Consider the following 21,189-nt stretch of genomic DNA (forward strand, 5'->3'; position numbering starts at 1 on the left):
GTTGAGTCAGACCGCGGACGAACGCCGGACCGGCGGCACACCCCCGGTGAGCCAGCCAACAAGGGCGGCAGGAACCTCACGAGCCATCCGGACCGACGTCCTACGGAGACGCTACGAGCGGTCAACCCGAACACGTTCCGCTACCGCCATACAAGTCGGAACCTCGGACGATCTGCGGCTCGAAGGCGCCGTTGCGGTCCCGCGGCACCTCGATCTCCACAGGACCGACGTCGGTGAGGGCCGTCTTCGCCGAGGTACCGTTGCGGCTGTTGCCGCTGGCGATGCGGTCGGCCGCATCGCCCTCCTCGTAGCCGAGGTCCTCGGTCATCTCCGTCTGCAGAGCCCTGGACAGCTGCAGCAGCCCGCCCTCCCCGGCCGGCGGAGCGCCGGTGGCGTCAGCGGAGCCCATCAGCTGCTCGACCAGGGCGCGTTCACCTGCTCGGCCGGGACCGACCCGGCCTCGGACGCCTCGGGTATGTGGAGCTCGGTCACGCGATCTTGCCTTTTCGGCCAGCGGGGGCCAATCGGCTCTGTCACAGTCATCGGATAACGAACTTACGCGACCTTCCAGACATGTCCTGTGTGCCGCTCGACCAGACGTACACTCACCCCATGGGTCGCACGACTGACGTGAGGGAGTGCCTGCGGCAGGCCACCTGCGTGTTGGTCCCGGCCGTGGCGGGTTCCGCGGCAGTCGGCCCACCGACCGCGGCGGGCACGTGAGTACTGAGACAGGCCGCATGGCCTTGCACGGCCACGGCTAGCGATTCTCCGCTGAGCCTGCCCAGGGCCCTGGCCCCGGCTCGCTGCTCTTCCCACGACCCCGAAGGACTTCTTCAGCCGGGCCGGGTCGTCGCGTCCGGCTCTCATCGGACACGTCTGCGCCACCGCTCCACATCATCACCGCAGCTTCCGGCGCACCGCCGGCGTTGCCGCCTGGCGACGGCCGCAGGACTGGGCCGAGCCACTTCGAAGGGACCATTGTGAAGCTGAGCGAGCTGCTCGCCGGCCAGGAGCACCGGGTTCTCCAGGGCGATCCGGAGAAGACGTTGATCACTGCGGGAGCGACCTTCGACGCCCACCGGGTAGCGCCGGGTTCGCTGTTCATCGCGGTGCCCAGCCACTGTGAAGGAGGTCCCGGCGCCGTGGCGCCGGCTCTCGCACGCGGCGCTGCGGCAGTGCTCGTCGACGACGGGGCGCCGGCTCTTCCCGCATCGGTATGGGCCTCGGCAGCGGGTGCGTGCGTCGTGCGGGTGCCGGATACCCGGACTGCGGCCGCGGTCGTCGCCTCCCGTTACTTCGGCGAGCCGGGGCGGCAGATGGAAATGGTGGCGATCACCGGCACCAACGGGAAGACGTCGGTGTCGTACATGGTCGAATCGGCACTGCGAATCTCCGAGGGTGCGAAGGTGGGGGTCATCGGGACGGCCGGCAGCCGGATCGGCGACGAGCTGATCCCGATGCCGAGGTCGGTGCTGACCACACCGGAATCGCCGGACCTGCAGTATCTGCTGGGGTGCATGCGCGACCGCGGGACCGCCGGCGTGGTACTGGAGGCCACGTCCATGGCCCTGCTGACGCACCGGGTGGACCGTACGTTCATCGACGTCGGGGTCTTCACGAACCTGACGCAGGATCACCTGGACGACCACGGAACGATGGCGAACTACCGGGACGCCAAACTGCGCCTGTTCCAGGGCTTGTGCCGACGCGCGGTGGTCAACGCCGACGACCCTGTGGGCGCTGGGATCCAGACGATGATGCCCGGCGCGGTGACCACGTACGCCCTTGACGCCGAGGCGGACTATCGGGCCACCGATCTCACCGCGGATGCCTGCGGCACACGGTTCACCCTGCACCACAACGGCCGCAAGTACGCAGCTGCGATCCCTGTCCCGGGCCGGTTCTCGGTGGCCAACGCGCTGGCCGCCGTGGCCGCGTGCCACACCCTGGGGCGCGATCTGGGCCCGCTGGTCGCCGCGCTCGACCAGATGCCTCCTGTCCCGGGCCGGTTCGAACGCTTCCAGACCCCGCACGGCACGTCGGTGATCGTCGATTACGCCCACTCACCGGACTCCCTGAACAAGGTCCTGACCACCATCCAAGGCTTCGCCCGCGGCCAGGTCATCACGGTCTTCGGCTGCGGCGGCGACCGGGACACCACCAAGCGCGCCGACATGGGAAGGATCGCCGGAACCCACTCCGACCTGTGCGTCCTCACTTCGGACAACCCCCGCAGCGAAGACCCCCGGGCCATCCTGGACCAGATCGCGCCTGGCCTGGCGGCGACCGGCACACCGTTCGAGCGGATCACCGACCGCCGCCAGGCGATCGCCTTCGCCCTGTCCGCGGCAGGCCCCGACGACACTGTCCTGATCGCGGGCAAAGGCAGTGAGCCCCACCAGATCGTCGGTGACGAACTGCTCCCCTTCAGCGACATGGCAACCGTGCGCGAACTCGCCGGGACGTAGTGACTGCCCCTCTCTGCCGATCTGGTCCCGAGCCTCGCGCACGGGTCCAGCCGGATGCCCCTGCCAGAACTCGGCGGCATGGGTTGCACCGGGCAGGCGCCGTACCTCGCTGTCAAGCCCGAGCCGGTCGCGCCATCGCGCGCAGGTACGGCGCATCACCCCTACATGAGGCGGGAACCAGATCGACTGCGACGGGGTAATGGCCGTGACGAGTGGCCGCCACAGAAAATAACCGAACAGTCACCCGCAGTCGGCTGCTCCTCACCGTGCCGGGACGGCTGGTCTCAGGGCCCTGCCAAGTACCGTAAGGTGGTGTCTACCGACGCGGGGTGGAGCAGCTCGGTAGCTCGCTGGGCTCATAACCCAGAGGTCGCAGGTTCAAATCCTGTCCCCGCTACCACGCGAAGAGGCCCGGATCCAATGGATCCGGGCTTCTTTCCCTTGCCTGCGCTGCCGCCCTGCGCAGGGTCGGGGACTGGAAACGGAGCGGAAGCCACCGCGCCGGTACCCGACATGAGCGACAAAGGCGATGCTGCGGACCGGACCGGACCGCCACCCGGCAACGGCGGAGCTGCGGCGGTCGGCTCGACCAGGGCAGATCTCCCCACTGCCGGCAACCTCGGTGCGGCCGCTTCCAGGTACTCTCACACCATTTCGCCCCGTCTCCGTCCGGGCAACTCACGATCATCGAGATGTCCGGAATTCTGCGATACCTGTCTGTCCGACACGCGGGCGTACCGTGGAAATCATGGGAACCACACCGCGCCGGGTAGTGGTGATCGGGTACGAGCGCACTGAGCTCCTCGACATCGCCGGAGTGACCGACACCTTGGACACCGCGAACCAGCTGGGTGCGCAACCGCCGTACGAAGTCCGGCTGGCCACGGTAGGGGGCCGTCCCCTGCCCTGCTCCTCCGGCCTGACCCTCGTCGGCCAGACCGCCCTGGAGCGTGTCCGCGGTCCGCTCGACACCCTGGTCGTCTCCGGCGGACCGGGGCACGAGGCCGCCGCCCGCGACCCCGACCTGCTCGACGCGGTCCGTCGGTTGGCGCCGAAGAGCCGTCGGGTCGCCTCCGTATGCACCGGGGCGACCGTACTGGCCGCGGCGGGCCTGCTCGACGGGCGCCGCGCCGCCACCCACTGGGGGGCCGCCGCCGACCTCGCGGCCAACTACCCGCGGGTCAAGGTCGACCCGGCCCCGCTGTACATCCGCGACGGCGACATCTGGACCTCGGCGGGAGTCACCGGAGCCCTGGACCTCACGCTGGCCCTCGTCGAGGACGACCACGGCCCCGACCTCGCCCGCACCGCCGCCCGCACCCTTGTCACCTACCTTCACCGGCCCGGCAACCAGGCCCAGATCAGCATGTTCGTCCGAGCCCCCTCCGGCGAGAACCCTGTCGTCCGCACGGTGATCCAGCACGTTGCCGGACATCTGAACGGCGATCTCGACACCTCCGTCCTGGCCGCCCTCGCCGGCGTCAGCGAGCGGCATCTGGCCCGGCTGTGCCAGGAGCACCTCGGCCAGTCACCGGCCCGCTTCGTCCGCGCCACCCGCGCCGAAGCCGCCGCGCAGCTCCTGGTCTCCACCGCACTGCCCATCGCCGCCATCGCCCGCCAGTGCGGCTTCCGCACCCCCGAAACCCTGCGGCAGGCCTTCCTCGTCCACTACGGATCGACCCCCTCCGAACACCGCGCCCGGCACAGTCACCGACGCTGAGGGCGAACCGCCTTCGCCTGAACTCGTGGAGCCGTTGCGGCTGGAGCTGCAGCGGCATACCGGCGCCCAGCAGCGCGATGGCGCCGCCGTCCTCGTCGTGCGCCGGTGTGACGCCGAGCACGACCCTCTCCAAGTGGGAGCGTGACCCGCCCACGGTGGTACGCGGGCGGGTCACTTCACCTGTGAGGAACGGCCGTCGGCAGAGTCAGGAGGTCGCCTTTCCGTAGTCGATGGTGTGGTTGTAGAGGATGGTGCGAGCCTTGGTGGACGTGTCGAGTCCGGCGGCCTTCCGGTCGGTGAGGAAGTACTCGCGGAAGGTCGACGAATTGTCCTTGGTCATCAGATTGAGGGTCTTCTCCCAGCCGCCGTCGTCCTGGGACCACAGGTCGATGAGCGAGGTGGCGACTCGCGTTTCGACGGTGTCACCGCTGTCCATGCCCGTGGTGTTCCGGTCGTTCGCGTAGTTCGTGCAGCCGCTGGTCTCCCAGCAGTACTTGGTGTCGCCCAAGGTGTGGAAGGCGACCGCGTTGGCGAAGCCCTCGGTCCAGGCGCAGACCGGACCGCTGGACTTGTCCAGGTAGTGGGGGGACGGGCAGTCGGTGTTCGGCCACCACTTGCCGCCGTACAGCTTGCCCATGAGGGCGTGCCCGGACTCGTGCAGAACGATGTGCTCGGCGTCAGGGGTGGCGTCACCGAGCTGAACCGTGTCGGTGTACGGGCTCCAGTTCGGCCAGACGGTTGAGCCGGGGTACCACTGGAACGTCATCTCGGTGCAGGGACTGCTCGCAGTGCCGCTCTGACGGCTCGTCCAGCAACCAGTCGAGGAGCCGCGGTTCCACCACAGCTTGTTGAGGGTGTCGAGGGTATGCCAGGCGCGGTACTGGCCCGCGTTCACGTTCAGCGCGCCCAGGTCCTGGCTTTTGGAGACGTTGGTGAGGGTGTTCGACACGGTCGAGTAGAGGGAGCCGTTCTTGTCGACCACCTTCCACTGCGAGGTGCTCTCTGTGGAGTACTGCGCCCACACCTGGGCCATGGCGGAGCCGCTCGGGGTGTAGCAGAGGTTGTACGAGCCGTCGCTGCCGCTGGTCAGGCCGGTGGCAAGCTTCTGGGTGCCGCTGCTCGAGGTCGCCTTGCCCCACAGGGTGACGTTGGCGTTGCGGACTACGCCGTTCTTGGTGGGCTTGGTGAACGTCCCGTCCCAGTTCCAGGTCCCGTCTTCGGCGGACTGGTACTGGTAGCCGAGACTGCCGCTGATGCAGACCTGGCCGGCGCTCCCCTTGGCGGGCGTCGGGCGGGTGGCAGGGCCCTTTGCCTGCTGCCTGTCCGCCGGGGTCGCAGCGCCCCGGGTGACCGAGACGTCCTTGCTGGAGGAGCCCTTGGTCTGTCCGACGGTCAGTTGCACCGCGCCGTGCGCACCGCGTTCCGGGCGGGGATCGTCGACGTCGTTGGCATCGGCCTGGATCTGGGCAGGCCCGGCCGCGACAGCCTTGACCTGGAGCTTGACACTGTGGGTGCCCGGGGTGAGGGACAACGTCCGGCCGGTCTTCTGACCGAAGGCGTCGGTGCGAGAGGCGCTGAACGCCTCGTTCTTGCCGGCCAGTTGGAAGGATGGCGGTAGCTGCACGGAGAGACCGGCGCGCCGGACGGCGGTCTGTGCCGTGATGTCCACGGTGAGAGTGGCCTGCTCGCCGACCGCGGGCAGGTGGTCGAGGGCGGCGGTGACATTGACGCAACTGGCCGGGACCTCGGAGCCCTTGGCCGGAGCGTTGAGGGTGCACGGGGCGGCCGGGGCGGCCGTCCCCGCGTTCGCGGGCGTCGCTGCGGTGGTCGCCAGGCAGGCGACGGCGCCCGCCAGCGCGGCCAGTAGGGCGGGCCGCGGGACTCGTATTCGGTGCATGGGCAGGCCTTTCTTCGGCATGCCCGAATGACCGGTGCACGCCGGTTGAACTGGGGAGGATTGAGGGGCTCCGGTGCCCCGACACACCGTGGCCGCCCACCACTGGCCACGGCAACCTCCCGAGCCCCAGCCGTCCGGAATCATGGAATCCCTGTCCGCTACAGGGGGATTCGGCGCCAGCGGAGCTACGTACCACCGTTGAAGGAACAGTGCGAGCGCGACAGCGGAGACGGAAGGAACGTTCCGCTGTCCGCATCGCCGCACTGCTCGCACCGAGTGAGGACGGTGACAGGGTGAAAGTGATCAAGCCCGGCACCAGTACCGTCTCCCGTCACCGCCGGTATGTTCGCCGGACAGCAGGGGCAAGGTCAGCGGTGTGAAGGGGGGCATGGCGTCGGCGGGTTGGGCTGGAGGAGGGGATTCAACCGGTCGTTGCGACGCCTTGATCGTGGCAAAGAGTGTTGTGGTGCGAGGAAGGGCGCGCGTGCGGCGATTCTGACCGGTCGTTCCGCCGCCGCGGTCGCCGGGGCGGCCCCCGGTCAACCGGCCGGAGGAACGACAGCATTTTTGGCAGTTGATCGTCGAGGGACCGTCGAGTGAGGAGACCGCTGTCGCGTGCGGAGTGTCGATGCCGTTGGGGCCGCGGTGGTTTCGTGAGGGCGGCGGCCTTCTGCCGCTGGGGCAGCTCCCGCCGGACTGGCCCCCATGGGAACCGCGATCCGGTTGGGTTGTTCCCTCTGCAGGAGGCTTGGGCCTGGAAAGGCGAGCCCCTCGTTTCAGACCCGCCACGGGCGCGTCGCCGACGTCTACAACCACGGCTCGATTCGTGCTGGGCACCGATGATGGACTCGCCTGCTGGGTCCTTGTCGTGACTGGGCCGGCGGGGCAGGGTCTGGAACTGCATGGCGCCGGTCAGGCGGTGTACGCAGAGTGCTCCGTACGGTCGAGAGTTCGGCGGTACGGAGCACGTCCGTGCGGTCAGAGCGTCACGCTCGGTCTGGATCAACCGGGCGTCAAACCGTGAGGAATGCAGGGCCAGTTGGTAACCCGATCAGACTGGGGTGATGCGCCACATCTGGTTGTTTCCACCCCAGTAGGTAAAGTTGTGGACGTTGGCGTTGTTGATGTTGCCGGCGCGGGTGTCCACGTCCAGGGCCTTGCCGTTGTGACGAGCGATCACGGAGGACCAGCCGTCACCGATGTCGTCCGGCCGCCACATCTGGTTCTGTCCCTGCCAGCAGTGGTACAGGTGGACGTTGCCGCCGAAGTCGCCGTTGGCGCCCCGGGTGTCGACATCCAGGCACATACCGGAGTCGAAAGCGGGGTGGACGTAGTAGTAGCCGCCGCCCGCATTCTCGAATGTCCAGCGCTGGTAGGCATCTCCCACGCAGTCCCATTGCCGGACGTTGGAGAAGTCACCGGTGCCCGCGACATCGAGGCATCTGCCGCTCCAGCGGGACGTGAACTGGTAGGTCGCGCCGGGCTGCGGTTGCCAGCCGGCAGAACTCGTGCCCTGGGGCGAGGCGTCGGCGACTGCGGTCGTTCCTGGCCCAAGAGCCAGCGCTGTCGCGATGGCGACGAGCCATCGGCGAACATGCATGCTTGTTCCCTCCTCATGGAAACGTTGCCGTCACGGTCGGTATGCCGACCGGTTGCGGGCAAGATCCCGGCCCGCACTTCGGACTTCTCCCCTGTTGCGGGTGCGTGGTGCCGCGTGCAGCAATCGGGCAGGCCAGCGCGGCACGAATTGCGCGAACGCGCCCTACTGGCTAGTAGACCGTCCGCCAAGACCAGCGTGCCTCAACGTCCTTTCTCACGAAACTCCCCTCACATCATGGAGTGTGACTTTCCCGTCCGACGGCTGACTGGTCAGGCCGGGCCGGTCTGCGATAACGGTGTTCTGGGCACGCCCACGTATTCCGGGCCAACAACCGCTTCCAGAACCGGTGTTGGTCACCGGGATCAGCATGTCGGTGCGAGACCGGACCGCACAGGCCCCGGTCCGCTGAGTGGAACGGGCAGCCCTTGATGACATCGGGAGAATGAGAACACCATGGAGCCCGCACAGACGTGCCCCGAGACGACGGCGTCGGCCCCAGCCGATCACCCTGTACCCGGACAAGGGGCATACCGGGGGCGGCGAACGAGGCTTGTGGGTGGCGGTGCCGTCGGTGGTTGTGGCTTGCTGGCGGCCACAGGGGGTGTCGCCCTGGGGACGTCCCGGATTGGAGATGGGTGACTGTGATGCTCTGCCACGGCAATGAGTTCAGCTCGGTGGTGCAGCTGCCCTGCGGACATCGCCTCCGGTTGCGCCCCCCCGCCAACCGCTATCACGGCATGAACCGCGACGATCCAAACCTTCTCGCCACCCTGACGGGCACCACCCATCGACGCCGTGCAGGCCGCGTACAAAGCGGACCTGGACGAATGGGCGCGCGAGCAGCAGCTGCGAAACCCCACCGGCCTTGCTGTCCTCGACGCGGACCTGGACCGCATCCGACACCGCTCCTGATCGGGAAATGGGAAACCCGTCGCACCCCCGGGTGTCCGGCGGGGCTATCGGCTGTGCTGGACGCATGCCGACGTACAGGGCTCCGGCGCAGCACCGGCCGGGTCGCCTGGTCGTGGCAGGGGCAGGTGTCAACGTCCGCAGTGGGGCAGCGGTCGCTGGGACGTCCTCGGATCTCGACGACCGCGTCCTGTCCCCTCATCCGCCGGAGTTGGTAGGCGACGGAGGAGGGGCTGGACAGTCCGGGGACGGCTTCGACTTCTCGTATGGAGGGTGCTTCGCCATGCTCGGCGTGGGGCGGGTCGGGCCCACCAGGGCTCGCTGAGGTTGATGGCGACGGTGGCGTTCCTTTGCTCGATTTCGGTGAAGGCAGAGGGGGGAGGTGCCCGAGTCATCGCCACCGATGCCGTTGCCGTCGATGACGGCAACGCTGGCGTTGGAGCCGTTGTCGGCGGTGGCCGCGGAGGAGCCGCCCAGGACGAGGGTTGACGGCCCGTTACGCGGTGGCTGCTCACCCCAGCGCAGGACCAACGAAACTGAGCGTGAACCCATCTCCGGTGACGTCACGCTCGAACACACCTGCAGTGCTCACCTGGTCACCTGCCCCCCCAATCGAGTAAACCGTAGTGGCAACAAGCTGAGCTTGAGGAAGATTCAGTGGCAAAGAGGAAGATCAACTGTCATAGGACACCTGGCCATGCCCCCTCTTCCCTCACGATCTCGTTGTCCTGTCGCACCGAACCTTGAGTGAATCTGACCGAAGCCTGATGGGATGCAGTTCGTCTCATCGAGGGTTAAGTATGCAGGTCAGGGCGTTGCTGCAGCGGGGCGAGGGACCGTCCGCTCACCGCACCTGCGATCGGGCAAAGGCCGGACTGCCCCGCATGCCTGGGTAGCCGTTGTCGTACCGAGGAGTTCACCTGTCGATCGAATGAGGGTTTGTATCGCCTGGGTCAACGCCCACCTGAACGAGGTGGGCGGCGCGCTCCTGCCCCGCTCGACCTGGTGCCCCTGGCACTCCCAGCTGACGCGTGAGATCACCGCGCTGTAAGGCTTCACTTCCCGGGTCGCTGCCCCGACGTCGCTCCGACCGCCGGGTCTCGCCGGTGGCCGGAGCTTTCGGCGCCCAGCAGGGGTTCACGTCAGGTGGCCGTCGGCACTCGTGGTTGACGGACAGGCAATTTCACCGAGGGCCGTCTTGACGCCCTGTGGCGCCATGGCTCACGGTGCAGGGGCCAGAAGGTCGCCTCTGACGGAGCCTCGCATGCCAGCTGCACCCCTATCCAGCGGCGCCGCCCGCGCAGTGGCCACCGGGTACGGGCACACTCCGTCCGCGAGGCGGCGCCGGACAGTGGCGGTGAGCCTGCTCGCGGTGACGGCGGTCGCCTACAACGACTGGCTCCTGCAGTTCGTGCTGCTCACCGGGCTGAGCCAACGTGACTCCTACGTCAGCGAGTTGTTCGCCGCCGACCAGCCCCACCGGGTCCTGTTCAGCGCCATCGAGCTGACCTGCGCGCTACTCGTCCTGACCGCCGCCATGCTGGCTCGGAGTCTGTACGGGCAGCCGCTGGCCCGGGCGGGCTGGGCCGCGCTGGCCGGGGTCGGCGTCTTCTCGGTGGCCGACGTGCTGCTGCCGATGCGCTGCGCGCCGTCGATCGAACCCGGCTGCGAGGTGGCCAGCCTGCGGCACACTCTCACCAGCGGCCTGGTCCACTTCGCCCTGTTCGCGTCGATGGCCCTGGTCACCGCCGCCGCCCGACGCGAAGCGCTCTCTCTCACCCTGGTGCGCCGCTGGGGTCCGTGGCTGCTGCCGGTGTCGATGGCGGCGGCGATCGCCACCGTCGGCCCGTTCTTCGGCCACCCCGGCGGCCAAGGGCTCGCCCAACGCGCCCATCTGGCCACGGCCGGGTTCTGGTTCGTGCTGCTCGCAGCGGAACTGCGGCGCCGGGGCGCCCGGCCCGGGCGGGGTGGTGCCCCTTCCCCATGACCCCAGCAGTCCGGCCGCCCACCTCCTGCCGGAGAAGGGCGGCCGGACTGCCGGGGCTGGGATACCTCAGGAGGTCCAGGACTGCCCCGGGGCGGCCGCGTAGGCCGGGTTGGCCACTGCGGTGGAGCCGGGGGTGGTGTCGGCGGTGTCGCGGGCCAGACCGGTGGCGACGTTGGTGATGGTCAGCGCGCCGGTGACGGTGTTCTGAGTAGCCATTGTCGTACCGAGAAGTTCGTCTGCCGGTCGAACGAGGGTTCCTGGCCGGGTGATCTTCCGGTGATCCGGGCATGAAGGCGGGGCCTCCTGTACACCTCGTGGGTGCGAAGCCATCCGAGCAGCAGGCAGACCCCGTTGCCGCAGTGTTACGCGCCTGCGTCCCGCGAGCCCAACTCGCCGTCCCGGCCGTGTGATTGTCTCGCGCATGTGTACGGGAATGCGGGTGACCGTCCGGGCAGGATGCGGTCCTACCCCTCCGACATGACGGACCCGAGTGGGTAACCGCGCGACGCCCGCCCCATTCCCGCGTGGATGAACGGGACGGACGCGCCGGACGGCTACTGCCCCCGGCAGATGATCGACGCGGTCCGCTACCTGGTCGCGGGCGGCATCACCTGGCGGGCGATGCCGGCCGATTTTCCCGCCTGGGACCGGGTCTACGTGTTCTTCCGGCGCCGGCGCGTGGGCGGGCTGATCGGCGAGTTCCACGACCGGCTGCGCGGGAAGGTGCCTCGGCCAGCTCCGCGCGGGCGATGGTCCGCCGCTCCAACATGACCTCCACATCCGCCAGTTCGACCAGCACCCGGTCAACCTCCGCACGGAGCTCTTCGACCCGCATACGCGCAGCCGCCTCCTGAACCTCCAACAAGCCCATGAGCGAAGCCACCGACACCTCCGTGTCATCCCGGACGAACGCGACGGCCCGACTCTTCCTCGACGTCACGGAGTTCATGCGCAATCAGCGGAAACCAGCCATCACGATCGGTACCACAACGACCTCTCACTCAGAACGCACCCGAGCTGGACTGGGTCAGCCCGCCAGCCGGGCGAGGGCCAGTGCGTGCGCGTGGTCGAGGGAGTCGGCAGCAGCGCAAGGGATGTCCGGCTGCACACCGGTGCCCTCCCAGTTCGTGCTGGAGACGGGGTTGATGGCGCGGCCAACGGGGACGGTGGCTTCCAGGTGCGGGTGCACCGTCCAGCCCTTGCACGGATGTGCGCCGCCGCGGGTGCGCTCGCCGACGACCACGGCGCGGCCGAGCTGCTGGAGGTTGTACGCCAGCTCTTCGGCGGCGGAGAAGGTGCTTTCGCTGGACAGTACGTACAACGGCTTGCTGCCACCGAAGCGCGCACCGGGAACGTGCGGCAGGCTCCAGGACTGCTCGCTGCGCTCGCCGTGGCGCCAGTGCATGGTGTTGAGGTGGGTGCGCTCGTCGAGCAGGTAGCTGCAGACGAAGGCGACCGTGTCCGGGTCGCCGCCCCGGTTGGCGCGAAGGTCCACGATCAGCGCCTGGGCGCGGGAGGCCAGGGTGAGCGCGGCGCCCAGCGGTTCGGCGGCCCACTCCAGCGGAAAGAGCATCGGTGCCAGCTCCACCACGGCGACCCCGCCGTCGAGCAACTGCACCCGGGGCGCACCGCCCAGCGAGGTGTCGAAGTCCCGGCGCATGGCGTCCAGGGTGGCCGCTCCCTGCTTCGGGGACACCGGGTCGGCGTGGTGCTTCAGCCTCAGGTGTCGGTCGGCGTTGACGGACTGCAGGTCCGCGGTGACCAGCCGGGCGAGCTCCTCGGCGCCGTCGACGTCGTAGGAGCCCTCGGCAAGGCGTCGTTGCAGCAGGCCGGCGAGCTGCTCGGCTGTCTCAGGGAAAACGTAGTGCTCGATCAGCAGCCGGGCTGTCTCGTCGATGACAGGGGCAGGCCGAAGCTTCGTTGGAATCGTCATGGCAGGGAGTAGAGCACTGCCCTTGCGGAAGCGTCAAAGAGTTTAGACACTTTCGGTATGCGCGATCAGCCTCCCTACCTGCCGCCTCCTGAGGACGTCCTGGAGATCGGTGCGCCTGAGCAGTTCGCGGCGCTCTCTCACCCGTTGCGTCAGCGGTTGCTCTTCGCCCTGGGCCACCGGCCTGCCACCACCAGCCAGCTTGCGGCGCAGCTCGACGCGAAGAAGGGCAACGTGGCCCACCACCTCAAAGTGCTCCGCGAAGCCGGGCTGGTCCACATCGCCGAGACCCGCCAGGTCCGCGGCGGCACCGAGCAGTACTACCAGCGCACGGCCCGCCGCATGGTCGTCGCCGAACCCCAAGCGGCAGGCACCGCCGCGATGCTCGCCGCGGTCGCCCAGGAGCTGGACCGCTCTCCCGCCGAGACCCACCTGACACTGCGCCACCTGCGTCTCAGCCCCGCGAAGGCAAGAGAACTCGGCGAGACCCTCGCCCAACTGGTCGACGAGGCCGAGGAAAATGCGGAAGACCAGCCTGTGCACGGCGTGTTGGTGGCGCTCTATCAGCAGGCTCTTCCGACCAGCACCACCAGTTCCGCCTAGCGGCACCAACCTCACGAGACAGCACACCTAGCGGTGGTTTGTCGACGGCGGATCGTGGCAGCAGTATGCCGGAGATGAGAGCTTCGACTCACCTCCGTGGAGCTTGAGATGACGAAGCGACTGCCGTGTCCGCCCGCACCCGGTCCACTGGAAGCGTACGCGGCAAGATTCGATGATCTCTGGGGACGCCAGCCCAACGGCGGGGGTTCCGCGAGTATCCGGCTGGGCTGCTGCTTCCGCGGGATCGGAACAAGACGCTGACTTGCCTGGCCGGTACTGAACCGGTGGTCGGCGCCCAGCGTGCGGCAGTGCAGCGGTTGCAGTTCTTCCTCTCGGAGTCGGCCTGGGACAGCGAGCAGGTCAACGCGGGTCGCCTGGAGCTGCTGCTGGCCGATCCGGCCGCCGCGCCGCATGGCAACGGGGTGCTGGTGGTCGATGATTCCGAGGATCGCGAGGCAGGGACGGCGACCGCGCACGTAGGCAAGCAGTACCTGGGCTCGGTCGGGAAGATCGACCGAGGTGTGGTCACCGCGACCACCTGCTGGGCGTACGAGCGCGTCTACTACCCGGTGTACGCCTGTCCCTACACCCCGGCCCGCCACTTCTCCAAGGGCAAGAGCGCCCCGGGTTCCGCAGCAAGCTGCAGATCGCTGCCGGCCTGGCCGCCCAGGCAAAGGCGGCCGGGTTGGTCTTCCGCGCGGTGGCCGCCGACTGCGCCTACGGCGACCACGACAGCTTCCGGCGCGACCTGCACATCGCCGGGCTGCCGTTCGTGATGGCCCTCAAGCCCCGGCACGGCACCTGGGCCTATGGGGCGGACGAGTACACCCCCGTGGATGCCGCACATGCTCTGGCCTGGATCGATGCGGACCGCCCCGGGGACTGGTCGCGCATCGAGCGGAGCTTCTGGGGCGGACACACCACCACCTGGTGGGCCGCCGAGGCCCGGCTCGGCTGGTGGGGCCCGGACGGGAACGTCCGCCTGGTCGTGGCCACCGCCGACCCGGCCACCCCTGCCGGCGAAGGCGACCTGGTACCTGGCCACCCCGATCTGCCCCGGCCCGGCTCCCCGCGCATCGCTGAATCGTCTTACCTGCCCGCCTGCCTCGTCGAAATCATGCGGATCTACGGGCTGCGGCACTGGGTCGAGCAGAGCTGCAAGCAGGTCAAGGACGAGCTTGGCTGGGCCGACTTCCAGGTCCGCTCCGACACCGCCGTCCGCCGCCACCAGACGCTGGTGAACAGCGCGTTCAGCTTCAGCTGGAACACCTGGTTTGCCCTGCCCCCGCCATCTGCAGCCGTACCAACCACCGAGCCTGACAAACCGTCAGGACCGGTGGAGAGGGGGAGTAGCGACGCCCCAGCAGCCCCAACCAGCCTGCTGGCCCCGGGCCATCCGGGCCGTCCGTGGCTGGCTGACGCCCTGGGCCATGCTGCAACGCTGCTGGCGGGCCTGGACAACCGAGCCCCCGCCCACCGAACTCCAAGCCCTGATCAACGCCGTCGCCACCGGCAGACCTCTCGATCTCTACCGCCCGGTCTGACAAACCACCGGCCGTGAGCAGGCGCCCTTCCGGTGCTCCGGCGGCGTGGCATGCTGCCGTCGCGCTGCTGGCTCCGGCTTGGCCCGAGCACGCTCGGTAACTCGTGGGCCGCGCCGGTCGATGCCCATGCCTGTCCCCGGGAGAGAAACCCGGCACGGTCGCAGCAGCCCACCAGATCCGTGGGCTGCTGCGACGCCACCCCGAGCTGGTCGCCCACAGCCGTTTGTCCGTGTTCGGCGGCTGCGACAGTAGCCTTCGGGGCACACGGCAACCCGGCGGTGTCGCGGCGGCGCCGCACCGGTTCCACACCGGTGCGGCGCCGTGTGGTTCAAGGTCAGGCCTTGACGTTCACCCCGGCCCAGGCGGCGTCCACGGCCTTGACTTCGGCGCTGTTCGCGCCGTAGAGGTCGGTGGCCGCCTTCAAGGTGCCCTGACGGGCACCGTGGTAGTCGGTGGTGGACGTGAAGTACGTGGTCAGCGCCTTGTACCAGATCTGCACCGCCTTGTCGCGGCCGATGCCGGTGACCGTGGAGCCGTCCACGGTCGGGCTGTCGTAGTGCACGCCGTTGATGTCCTTCGCGCCGCTGCCCTCGGACAGCAGGTAGAAGAAGTGGTTGGCGACACCGGAGGAGTAGTGCACGTCGAGGTTGCCGACGTCGGCGCTCCAGTAGTCGGCCGAACCGCGGCCGTCCTTGCTGGGCTTGTCCTGGTAGCGCAGCGGCTTGCCGTTGCCGAAGATGTCGATCTTCTCGCCGAGCAGGTAGTCGCCCTTGTCCTGGGCGTTGTTCGCGTTCCACTCCACCGCGGTGCCGAAGATGTCCGAGGTGGCCTCGTTCAGGCCGCCGGACTCACCGGAGTACTGCAGGTTCGCGGTGGCGGAGGTGACGCCGTGGCTGAACTCGTGGCCGGCCACGTCGAGCTGGGTCAGCGGGTGCTGGTTGCTCGCGCCGTCGCCGTAGGTGATGGTGAAGGAGCTGTCGTCCCAGAAGGCGTTGACGTACGCGTTGCCGTAGTGGACGCGGGAGACCGGGGCCCGGCCGTCGTTCTTGATGCCGTTGCGGTGCAGGACGTTCTTGTAGAAGTCCCAGGTCTGGGCGGCGCCGTAGGCGGCGTCCACGGCGGCGGTCTGGTTGTTGGCGGGGCTGCCGGTGCCCCACTTGTTGTCCGCGTCGGTGAAGACGGTGCCCTTGCCGCTCGTCCTGTGCTTGAGGTCGACGGTGCTGGAGCCGCCGCGCACGCTGTCGACGAGGGTGTAACCCGTCGACGACTTGGTGGTGTTCAGGCTGACGGTGCCGCTGTACTGGCTGGCGCCGGTGCCGACGGCGGCGGCCTGGGCGCCGGCAGGCTTGGCGGCGCCGGCAGTGCCCTTGCCGGTGATGCCGTCGGCTATGCCGTCGATCAGCTGGATCTCGTACAGCTTCTTGCCGGTGTCGGCGTCGGTGATGACGCGCAGTCGGCTCGGGGTGACGCCGTCGTGCTGGGTGCCGGTGACGACGGTCTCGTAGGCGAGGACGGGCTTGCCGTCGGCGGCCCAGATGACCTTGCGGGGGGCATCGCCGGTGGCGGCACCCGTGGTCTTCGCGGCCTTGGCAGCCTTGACCGCAACGGACGTGGCGGCGGTCGGGGTCTGCTTCGGGGTGAGCGAGGCGACCTTGATGGCGGTTTTGACGGCCTTGGTGACGTCCTTGACGGCGCCGTCGGCGGCACGGTGGACGACGAGGTCGCCGCCGAGGACCGGAAGACCGGCGTAGGTGCGCTCGTAGCGGGTGTGGACCGTGCCGTCGGCGTCCTTGATGACGTCCTTGACGACCAGCTTCTCCTTGGCACCGAGGCCGAGCGCCTGGGCGGTGGCCGCGACGGAGGTGCCGTCGTGGTGCTCCGGAGCGGCGCTCGCCGATGCGGTGGCGGCACCGGTGGCCAGCAGGGCGCCGGTGAGGACGGCGGCGCCGGACGTGAGGGCGAGACGGCGCGCCCTGCCGCCGGTGGGGGAAAGCGAGGACATGGGGATTCTCCAGAGAGTCATGGGGAGTTGGGCGGGATCGCCGCCCAACCGTTCAAGGAGGGACTGCCTTGATGGGCAGGGACACTCTCAGCCCGCCGCGCACATGTCACGCGGCACAAAAGGGGGTTCGGCCGCTCATGCCGGATTTGCCGCCTGCCTGTTCACAGGAAGGACAAGGCCCTGACACGTGCCGACACGGGTAGCACAGGAATCCGCAACACGCCTGAAAGACATCTCACGTGCCCAAGAAGCGCTGTCGCGATGGCCAGTTCGGCCGGGAAGGAGGTGAATGCTGCTTCGTACCGCTGGGCTAGTGTGTCGGCCGCACATGGGAGCGACATGCCTGCTGGGGGAAACGTATGTCTGCCGCGTCGACGGCCCGGCTGGGGGGACCGAAAGCGCCGCGGGGCGCCGGCTCTCCACGAGACTCTGGGGACAGGGCTCGAGTCGTTCCTGTGAGAAGGCGTATGACACCGTGCCCGTGCGACGTGATCCGACGTAGTGGAATTCGATGGCCGCTGGCGGCTCCCTCTCGTCGGCCTCACCGTCAGTGAGTCGCAGATGGACCACCAGCTGAGCCTGCGGCTGGGCGAGGACACCTGGATCAGCGTAGAAGCCGATGCCGCGATGGAAGACAACGGCGGTGGGCCGACGATGCCCCTCGTTCCCGAGCGGCAAGAGGTAGCCGTAGCACTGGGCTCTTCGGCATGACCGTCACTGAAGCGACCGCCTTCAAGGACGGGCGGCTGCTCGTGGAGTTCGCCAAGGGCGCCCGGCTCGCCGTCGCGGCTGACCGCGCTTCGAAGCATGGAATACCACCGGCCCGAACAATCTGCGTGTGGTGTGTACGTCAGGCGGTGACCTCACCATCTGGCAGTGAAGACCGCGCTTGCTCGTCTGCTCAGCTGTGGAGGGTAGGTGAGCGAGGACGAGTTGGCGGATCGCGGAAGTCCTGCCTGATGAGGCGGGTCGGGGGAGTGCGGCGGTGGTGAGGGGCTGCCAGCGTGGCCCGGTGTGCGGGGCGTTGCTGAAGATGTACTGCTGGTCCTCGGTGCGCGTCATGCCGAAGTCGTACGGGCCTGGCGCGCCGGTGCCTTCCCACTGCTGCCAGGCCGCGACGATCTCGTGAGCGAGGCGGCGCTCACCGCTCTGATAGACGGTTGCTGCCTCGGTGGTGGTGTTGGTGGTGATCAGAACGGCCCAAGAGGAGCGGCCGTCGTGCAGCCAGGCGCGCATGCCGCCCTCGCTGTCTTCGGTGGTGATGCGGATGCCGGGCAGGAGCAGGCGCAGCGCGAAGAGGAGGTCGGTGTCCGCGAGCGGGCGCGCGGTGCGGGGGAAGGGGCCTTCGCTCTCGATCGGGCTGTCGACGCGGATCTCGTGGTAGGCGCGGCCCATCAGCCACCGCGCCGGTCCCCGAGCCTACCGAGTGGCCGGCCGGGCATTGAGACGGGACACGAAGGCCCCCGCGTGGTGGGTGAGGTGGACTCCCAGGGAACACGAGTACCTGGCGGGCCTGCGTGGGCGGCTCGCCGCCGCCGGCCCGCTCGGTTGCGGACTGCCCCGGCCTCACCGCGTAGCTTCGTCGCGCGGCCGCCGTAGCCGTAGGTGCTCGACCTCTTGGCGGCCGGGCGGCCCGATGACGACGTGCAGGTGCCGAAGCAGCGGTCTGCCTTGTTCAGCCTCGGTGTTCTGCCCTGTTTCCGCTGGTCAGCGCTTTCTGGGCGGCGATCTTCACCCGTACGGATCAGAATGGGTGACATGGCCCCCTCGCTCATCAAACCCCACTTGGTCAACCACTCCGGCAGCGGTAGGGAGCTGGACGAGGCGGTCGTGGAACGCAACACCAGCCCCGCGGCCGACACCTGGCGCAGCGCGCGGCCCATGGCACCGGCCTGGCATGTCGTACTCGTACACGTCGGCACCTCCACGAATCTGCGCTGGTCGGACGAGGGGCACTCGTTTCATGAGCGGTTTCGCCAGGGCCAGTCGATCGTGAACCCCGCCCAGTGGGACTGCCGGCCGTTGTGGGACAAGGACGCGGAACTGATGTGCGTGGCCTTCGACCCGGCCTGGCTGGACAGGCTGCTTCAGGAGAACAGCGTCCCCGGGACACCGGAGGTTGTACCGCGCTGTCATGTCGACGACCCGTTCCTGGCCATGCTCGTCGAAAAACTGGTCACCGAGTACGAGCAGTCGCAGCCCGCCGACTCCCTCTACGCCCAGAGTCTGGTGCAGGCCCTCGGAGCCCACCTCGTCAAGACCTCCACCAGCCGCGCCGTCCCGCTGCCCCCGGCCACCGGCGGTCTGCCGCCCCGACGTCTGAACCGTGTCCTGGACCATATGCACACCTGCCTCGCCGAGCGTCTCACCCTTGAGCAGCTCGCCGCCGTCGCGGACGTGAGCACTTCCCACTTCACCCGCGCGTTCCGCGCCTCGACGGGTCAGTCGCCGCACCAGTACCTGCTCGGTCTGCGGCTGGAACAGGCCCGGCGTGCCCTGCTCGCCACCGACGCCCCGCTCGCCGCCATCGCCCAGCGGTGCGGCTTCGCCGACCAGAGCCATCTCACCCGCAGCTTGCGCCGGTACACCGGCTTGACCCCCAAAGCGCTCAGGGACGGCGGATCCGGCACCGTCGGCGGCCCAGCACCGGACGGACTGAGTTCGTGAGGCGGCCCATGACGCGTTGCTCCAGCCCGTCCAGACGCCTGTATGTCCGGGCGGTAGCGGTGTCCGGGGGACGGGCTCCCTCGCTGAAGTGGACGTGGTCCTGCTGGTAATCGCGCCGGGACGACGACATGCCGACTCTCCGATCGTGCCGGGCGAGCGGTCCGGGAAGGCGAGGGGCGCTGTGCGGAGCCCCGGTGGGGTGCTCCGCACAGCGTCGAGGAACGGCAGGTCAGCGGGTGGTGTAGCCGCCGTTGAGGAAGAGTGTCTGGCCGTTGGCCCACCAGCCGTCGGTCAGCAGATGGCGGACCCACGGGACGATGTCCTCGATCTTGGTCAGGTCGCCGTTCATCGCTGAGGACTTGTGATACGCGACGGAGTCGGCGTCCTCGGCCGGGTAGAAGAAGGAGGTGTCCATCGGCCCCGGGGCGATGTTGTTGACCGAGATGTTCCGGCCGAAGAGTTCCTTCGAAAGGGCGCGGGTGAAGTGCTCGACCGGTGCCTTGCTGCCCGCGTACGAGGAGTACAGGCCCGTGTAGGCGGCGAGCAGCGAGGTGACGATCGTGATGATCTTGCCGCCGTCCTCGATCCGGCGTGCGGCTTCCCGCATCACGAAGAACGCGGCCTTGGAGTTGACCGCGAACATATGGTCGTACTCCTCCTCCGTGATCTCGGTGAGCGGCTTCTTCAGCACCATGCCTGCGGTGTTGATGCTGTAGTCGAGCCTTCCGAACCGGTTGACCACCTCGTCGAAGACCCGCTCCACCTCCATGGCACGCGTGAGATCGGCCTGGATCGCGAACGCCTCGCCCGGGCCCGCGTTGATCTCCGCGGCCACGTCCTCCGCCTTGGCGCGCGAGGAGTCGCTGTTGTAGTGGACGGCCACCAGTGCGCCGTCCGCCCCCAGGGTGGTACTGATCAGTCCGCCGAGATTTCGGGACGCGCCACCGACGAAGGCGACCTTGCCGTTGAGCGTCTTGTCCGGGGTGTCGACCATGACAGCCTCCTTGCAGATGTGTCCGACGGGACGCGGATCCGGCACCGCTGCGCCGCGTGCCGCGCTTCGCCCAGACTCCTCTGCCCGGCCTTCATCGATCTTGAATGATCCGATCACGCCTGGAACAAACCACTCATCGGGTGACCGCGAGTACGGCGTTCGGCGCGCCGAAGTCGAAGAATGATGGGGCGGGGTCAGGGATACCTGGCTTTCCGATGGGTTGTCGGGCTCGTGCCACGGCGTCGTGGGCGCGAGGCCGGTGCCGTCGGCATCGCCTGGGGCGCCGCAGTCGTCCGCGCATCCGGTCTGACCCCCGGTGTCGCCGTGCCGCCCGGCGTGGTCTGCGCGCGCGTCGAGGACTGGAAGGCTGCCCGCACTCACCCGGACGTCAAAGTCGTCTGCGCGCCCCTGGCACTCGTCGCCCGCGGAGGGAACATCTTGATCCCGGGCATCGACCGCTCCGCTTCGTCCTCAGTGTGGGTGGGACTGCGGCCGGTCGCCCAGCTGCACTCGCCCAAGGAGACGCGCACGCCGGCATCAACAGCGCCGGCATCTCCATCACTGCGCCGAACCCGACCCGGCCGCCATGCTCGCCGCGCAACACCGCGCCGCCCGCCGACGCCGGGAGATACGTGGTGCGACGATCCCTGGAAACCACCCCCCCCGGGGCGGCGGGGCCTTCCGCGCAAGTGTGCCCCAGCGGCGCTCCCAGCCGCGCAGGAGCCCTGGTGGCCGGGGTGAAACCGTCCCTCCGCCGCCAGGTTCCGTCACCGGCCGAGCTCCGGCGCGCGCGAGCACTCGTGCGCGAACAGGCCGTACGCCAGTGGTACGTACAGACAACAGTGTGCATCCGTGCGCCCGGCCC

General features: G+C 68.8%; 16 protein-coding genes, 1 tRNA gene and 1 pseudogene. 10 read left to right on the forward strand and 8 right to left on the reverse strand.

All coding sequences use genetic code 11. From position 1 onward, the window contains the following. Positions 1 to 163 precede the first annotated feature (163 nt). A pseudogene (locus QIY60_RS31275) lies at positions 164 to 412 on the reverse strand (transposase); the annotation flags it as partial. A gap of 571 nt (positions 413 to 983) precedes the next feature. On the opposite strand from QIY60_RS31275, the gene QIY60_RS31280 reads away from it, so the two are divergent. The 3 genes from QIY60_RS31280 to QIY60_RS31290 all read left to right on the forward strand — a co-directional run bounded on the left by QIY60_RS31280 (position 984) and on the right by QIY60_RS31290 (position 4,191). After that, a complete protein-coding gene (locus tag QIY60_RS31280) occupies positions 984 to 2,471 on the forward strand; it encodes a UDP-N-acetylmuramoyl-L-alanyl-D-glutamate--2,6-diaminopimelate ligase (RefSeq protein WP_283145534.1) in 1,488 nt (495 codons plus the stop codon). A 323-nt stretch (positions 2,472 to 2,794) separates the two neighbouring features. Further along, a tRNA-Met gene (locus QIY60_RS31285) sits at positions 2,795 to 2,871 on the forward strand. A 348-nt stretch (positions 2,872 to 3,219) separates the two neighbouring features. Beyond that, positions 3,220 to 4,191 (forward strand): GlxA family transcriptional regulator, encoded by a 972-nt coding sequence (locus QIY60_RS31290; RefSeq protein ID WP_283145535.1) that lies wholly within the window; start codon positions 3,220 to 3,222, stop codon positions 4,189 to 4,191. Positions 4,192 to 4,396: 205 nt separating this feature from the next. On the opposite strand, the gene QIY60_RS31295 is transcribed toward QIY60_RS31290, so the two are convergent. Together QIY60_RS31295 and QIY60_RS31300 are read right to left on the reverse strand one after the other, a co-directional pair. Then, positions 4,397 to 6,088, reverse strand: coding sequence for a mycolysin (locus QIY60_RS31295; protein WP_283145536.1), 1,692 nt, complete (start codon positions 6,086 to 6,088; stop codon positions 4,397 to 4,399). Positions 6,089 to 7,139: 1,051 nt separating this feature from the next. Then, entirely contained in the window at positions 7,140 to 7,688 is a 549-nt protein-coding gene (locus QIY60_RS31300) for an RICIN domain-containing protein (protein WP_283145537.1), read from the reverse strand. A gap of 2,173 nt (positions 7,689 to 9,861) precedes the next feature. Here QIY60_RS31300 and QIY60_RS31305 point away from each other — a divergent pair. Then, positions 9,862 to 10,584: a DUF998 domain-containing protein gene (locus QIY60_RS31305; protein WP_283145538.1), complete on the forward strand. Its 723-nt coding sequence runs from the start codon at positions 9,862 to 9,864 to the stop codon at positions 10,582 to 10,584. Positions 10,585 to 10,650: 66 nt separating this feature from the next. Here QIY60_RS31305 and QIY60_RS31310 read toward each other — a convergent pair whose 3' ends face one another. After that, positions 10,651 to 10,800, reverse strand: coding sequence for a hypothetical protein (locus QIY60_RS31310; RefSeq protein WP_283145539.1), 150 nt, complete (start codon positions 10,798 to 10,800; stop codon positions 10,651 to 10,653). Between the two features lie 312 nt (positions 10,801 to 11,112). On the opposite strand from QIY60_RS31310, the gene QIY60_RS31315 reads away from it, so the two are divergent. Continuing rightward, entirely contained in the window at positions 11,113 to 11,355 is a 243-nt protein-coding gene (locus QIY60_RS31315) for a transposase (protein WP_283145540.1), read from the forward strand. A gap of 256 nt (positions 11,356 to 11,611) precedes the next feature. Here the strand turns inward: QIY60_RS31315 and QIY60_RS31320 are convergent, their stop codons facing one another. Beyond that, the gene (locus QIY60_RS31320; protein WP_283145541.1) at positions 11,612 to 12,517 is read right to left on the reverse strand and encodes a S41 family peptidase; all 906 of its coding nucleotides are present in this window, start codon (positions 12,515 to 12,517) and stop codon (positions 11,612 to 11,614) included. A 57-nt stretch (positions 12,518 to 12,574) separates the two neighbouring features. Here QIY60_RS31320 and QIY60_RS31325 point away from each other — a divergent pair, with 57 nt between their 5' ends. From QIY60_RS31325 to QIY60_RS31335, 3 genes are all read left to right on the forward strand, one after another. Then, positions 12,575 to 13,117: a winged helix-turn-helix domain-containing protein gene (locus QIY60_RS31325; protein ID WP_283145542.1), complete on the forward strand. Its 543-nt coding sequence runs from the start codon at positions 12,575 to 12,577 to the stop codon at positions 13,115 to 13,117. Between the two features lie 230 nt (positions 13,118 to 13,347). Next, positions 13,348 to 13,893: a transposase gene (locus tag QIY60_RS31330; protein WP_283146131.1), complete on the forward strand. Its 546-nt coding sequence runs from the start codon at positions 13,348 to 13,350 to the stop codon at positions 13,891 to 13,893. Beyond that, positions 13,803 to 14,678: a hypothetical protein gene (locus tag QIY60_RS31335; RefSeq protein ID WP_349253971.1), complete on the forward strand. Its 876-nt coding sequence runs from the start codon at positions 13,803 to 13,805 to the stop codon at positions 14,676 to 14,678. Before QIY60_RS31330 ends, QIY60_RS31335 begins: the two co-directional genes overlap by 91 nt. Before the next feature lie 317 nt (positions 14,679 to 14,995). Here QIY60_RS31335 and QIY60_RS31340 read toward each other — a convergent pair whose 3' ends face one another. Continuing rightward, on the reverse strand, positions 14,996 to 16,663 hold the full coding sequence (locus QIY60_RS31340; protein WP_283145543.1) for a M4 family metallopeptidase: 1,668 nt from the start codon (positions 16,661 to 16,663) through the stop codon (positions 14,996 to 14,998). Positions 16,664 to 17,164: 501 nt separating this feature from the next. Here QIY60_RS31340 and QIY60_RS31345 point away from each other — a divergent pair. Beyond that, positions 17,165 to 17,374, forward strand: coding sequence for a hypothetical protein (locus QIY60_RS31345; RefSeq protein WP_283145544.1), 210 nt, complete (start codon positions 17,165 to 17,167; stop codon positions 17,372 to 17,374). A 21-nt stretch (positions 17,375 to 17,395) separates the two neighbouring features. Here the strand turns inward: QIY60_RS31345 and QIY60_RS31350 are convergent, their stop codons facing one another. Further along, positions 17,396 to 18,058 carry a hypothetical protein gene (locus tag QIY60_RS31350; protein ID WP_283145545.1) on the reverse strand — a complete coding sequence of 221 codons (663 nt, stop codon included), beginning with the start codon at positions 18,056 to 18,058 and terminating at the stop codon, positions 17,396 to 17,398. A 363-nt stretch (positions 18,059 to 18,421) separates the two neighbouring features. Here QIY60_RS31350 and QIY60_RS31355 point away from each other — a divergent pair, with 363 nt between their 5' ends. Continuing rightward, positions 18,422 to 19,330 (forward strand): AraC family transcriptional regulator, encoded by a 909-nt coding sequence (locus tag QIY60_RS31355; protein ID WP_283145546.1) that lies wholly within the window; start codon positions 18,422 to 18,424, stop codon positions 19,328 to 19,330. Positions 19,331 to 19,559: 229 nt separating this feature from the next. Here QIY60_RS31355 and QIY60_RS31360 read toward each other — a convergent pair whose 3' ends face one another. Continuing rightward, a complete protein-coding gene (locus tag QIY60_RS31360) occupies positions 19,560 to 20,324 on the reverse strand; it encodes an SDR family oxidoreductase (protein WP_283145547.1) in 765 nt (254 codons plus the stop codon). Positions 20,325 to 21,189 lie beyond the last annotated feature (865 nt).

It is taken from the genome of Streptomyces sp. BPTC-684, from assembly GCF_030028635.1.
GTDB classification, from domain to species: domain Bacteria; phylum Actinomycetota; class Actinomycetes; order Streptomycetales; family Streptomycetaceae; genus Streptomyces; species Streptomyces noboritoensis.

Coding starts and splice junctions, on each gene's coding strand:
- QIY60_RS31290 (WP_283145535.1), top strand. CDS start 3,220: ATGGGAACCACACCGCGCCGGGTAGTGGTGATCGGGTACGAGCGCACT.
- QIY60_RS31295 (WP_283145536.1), bottom strand. CDS start 6,088: ATGCACCGAATACGAGTCCCGCGGCCCGCCCTACTGGCCGCGCTGGCG.
- QIY60_RS31300 (WP_283145537.1), bottom strand. CDS start 7,688: ATGCATGTTCGCCGATGGCTCGTCGCCATCGCGACAGCGCTGGCTCTT.
- QIY60_RS31305 (WP_283145538.1), top strand. CDS start 9,862: ATGCCAGCTGCACCCCTATCCAGCGGCGCCGCCCGCGCAGTGGCCACC.
- QIY60_RS31310 (WP_283145539.1), bottom strand. CDS start 10,800: ATGGCTACTCAGAACACCGTCACCGGCGCGCTGACCATCACCAACGTC.
- QIY60_RS31315 (WP_283145540.1), top strand. CDS start 11,113: ATGAACGGGACGGACGCGCCGGACGGCTACTGCCCCCGGCAGATGATC.
- QIY60_RS31320 (WP_283145541.1), bottom strand. CDS start 12,517: ATGACGATTCCAACGAAGCTTCGGCCTGCCCCTGTCATCGACGAGACA.
- QIY60_RS31325 (WP_283145542.1), top strand. CDS start 12,575: ATGCGCGATCAGCCTCCCTACCTGCCGCCTCCTGAGGACGTCCTGGAG.
- QIY60_RS31340 (WP_283145543.1), bottom strand. CDS start 16,663: ATGTCCTCGCTTTCCCCCACCGGCGGCAGGGCGCGCCGTCTCGCCCTC.
- QIY60_RS31350 (WP_283145545.1), bottom strand. CDS start 18,058: ATGGGCCGCGCCTACCACGAGATCCGCGTCGACAGCCCGATCGAGAGC.
- QIY60_RS31355 (WP_283145546.1), top strand. CDS start 18,422: ATGGCCCCCTCGCTCATCAAACCCCACTTGGTCAACCACTCCGGCAGC.
- QIY60_RS31360 (WP_283145547.1), bottom strand. CDS start 20,324: ATGGTCGACACCCCGGACAAGACGCTCAACGGCAAGGTCGCCTTCGTC.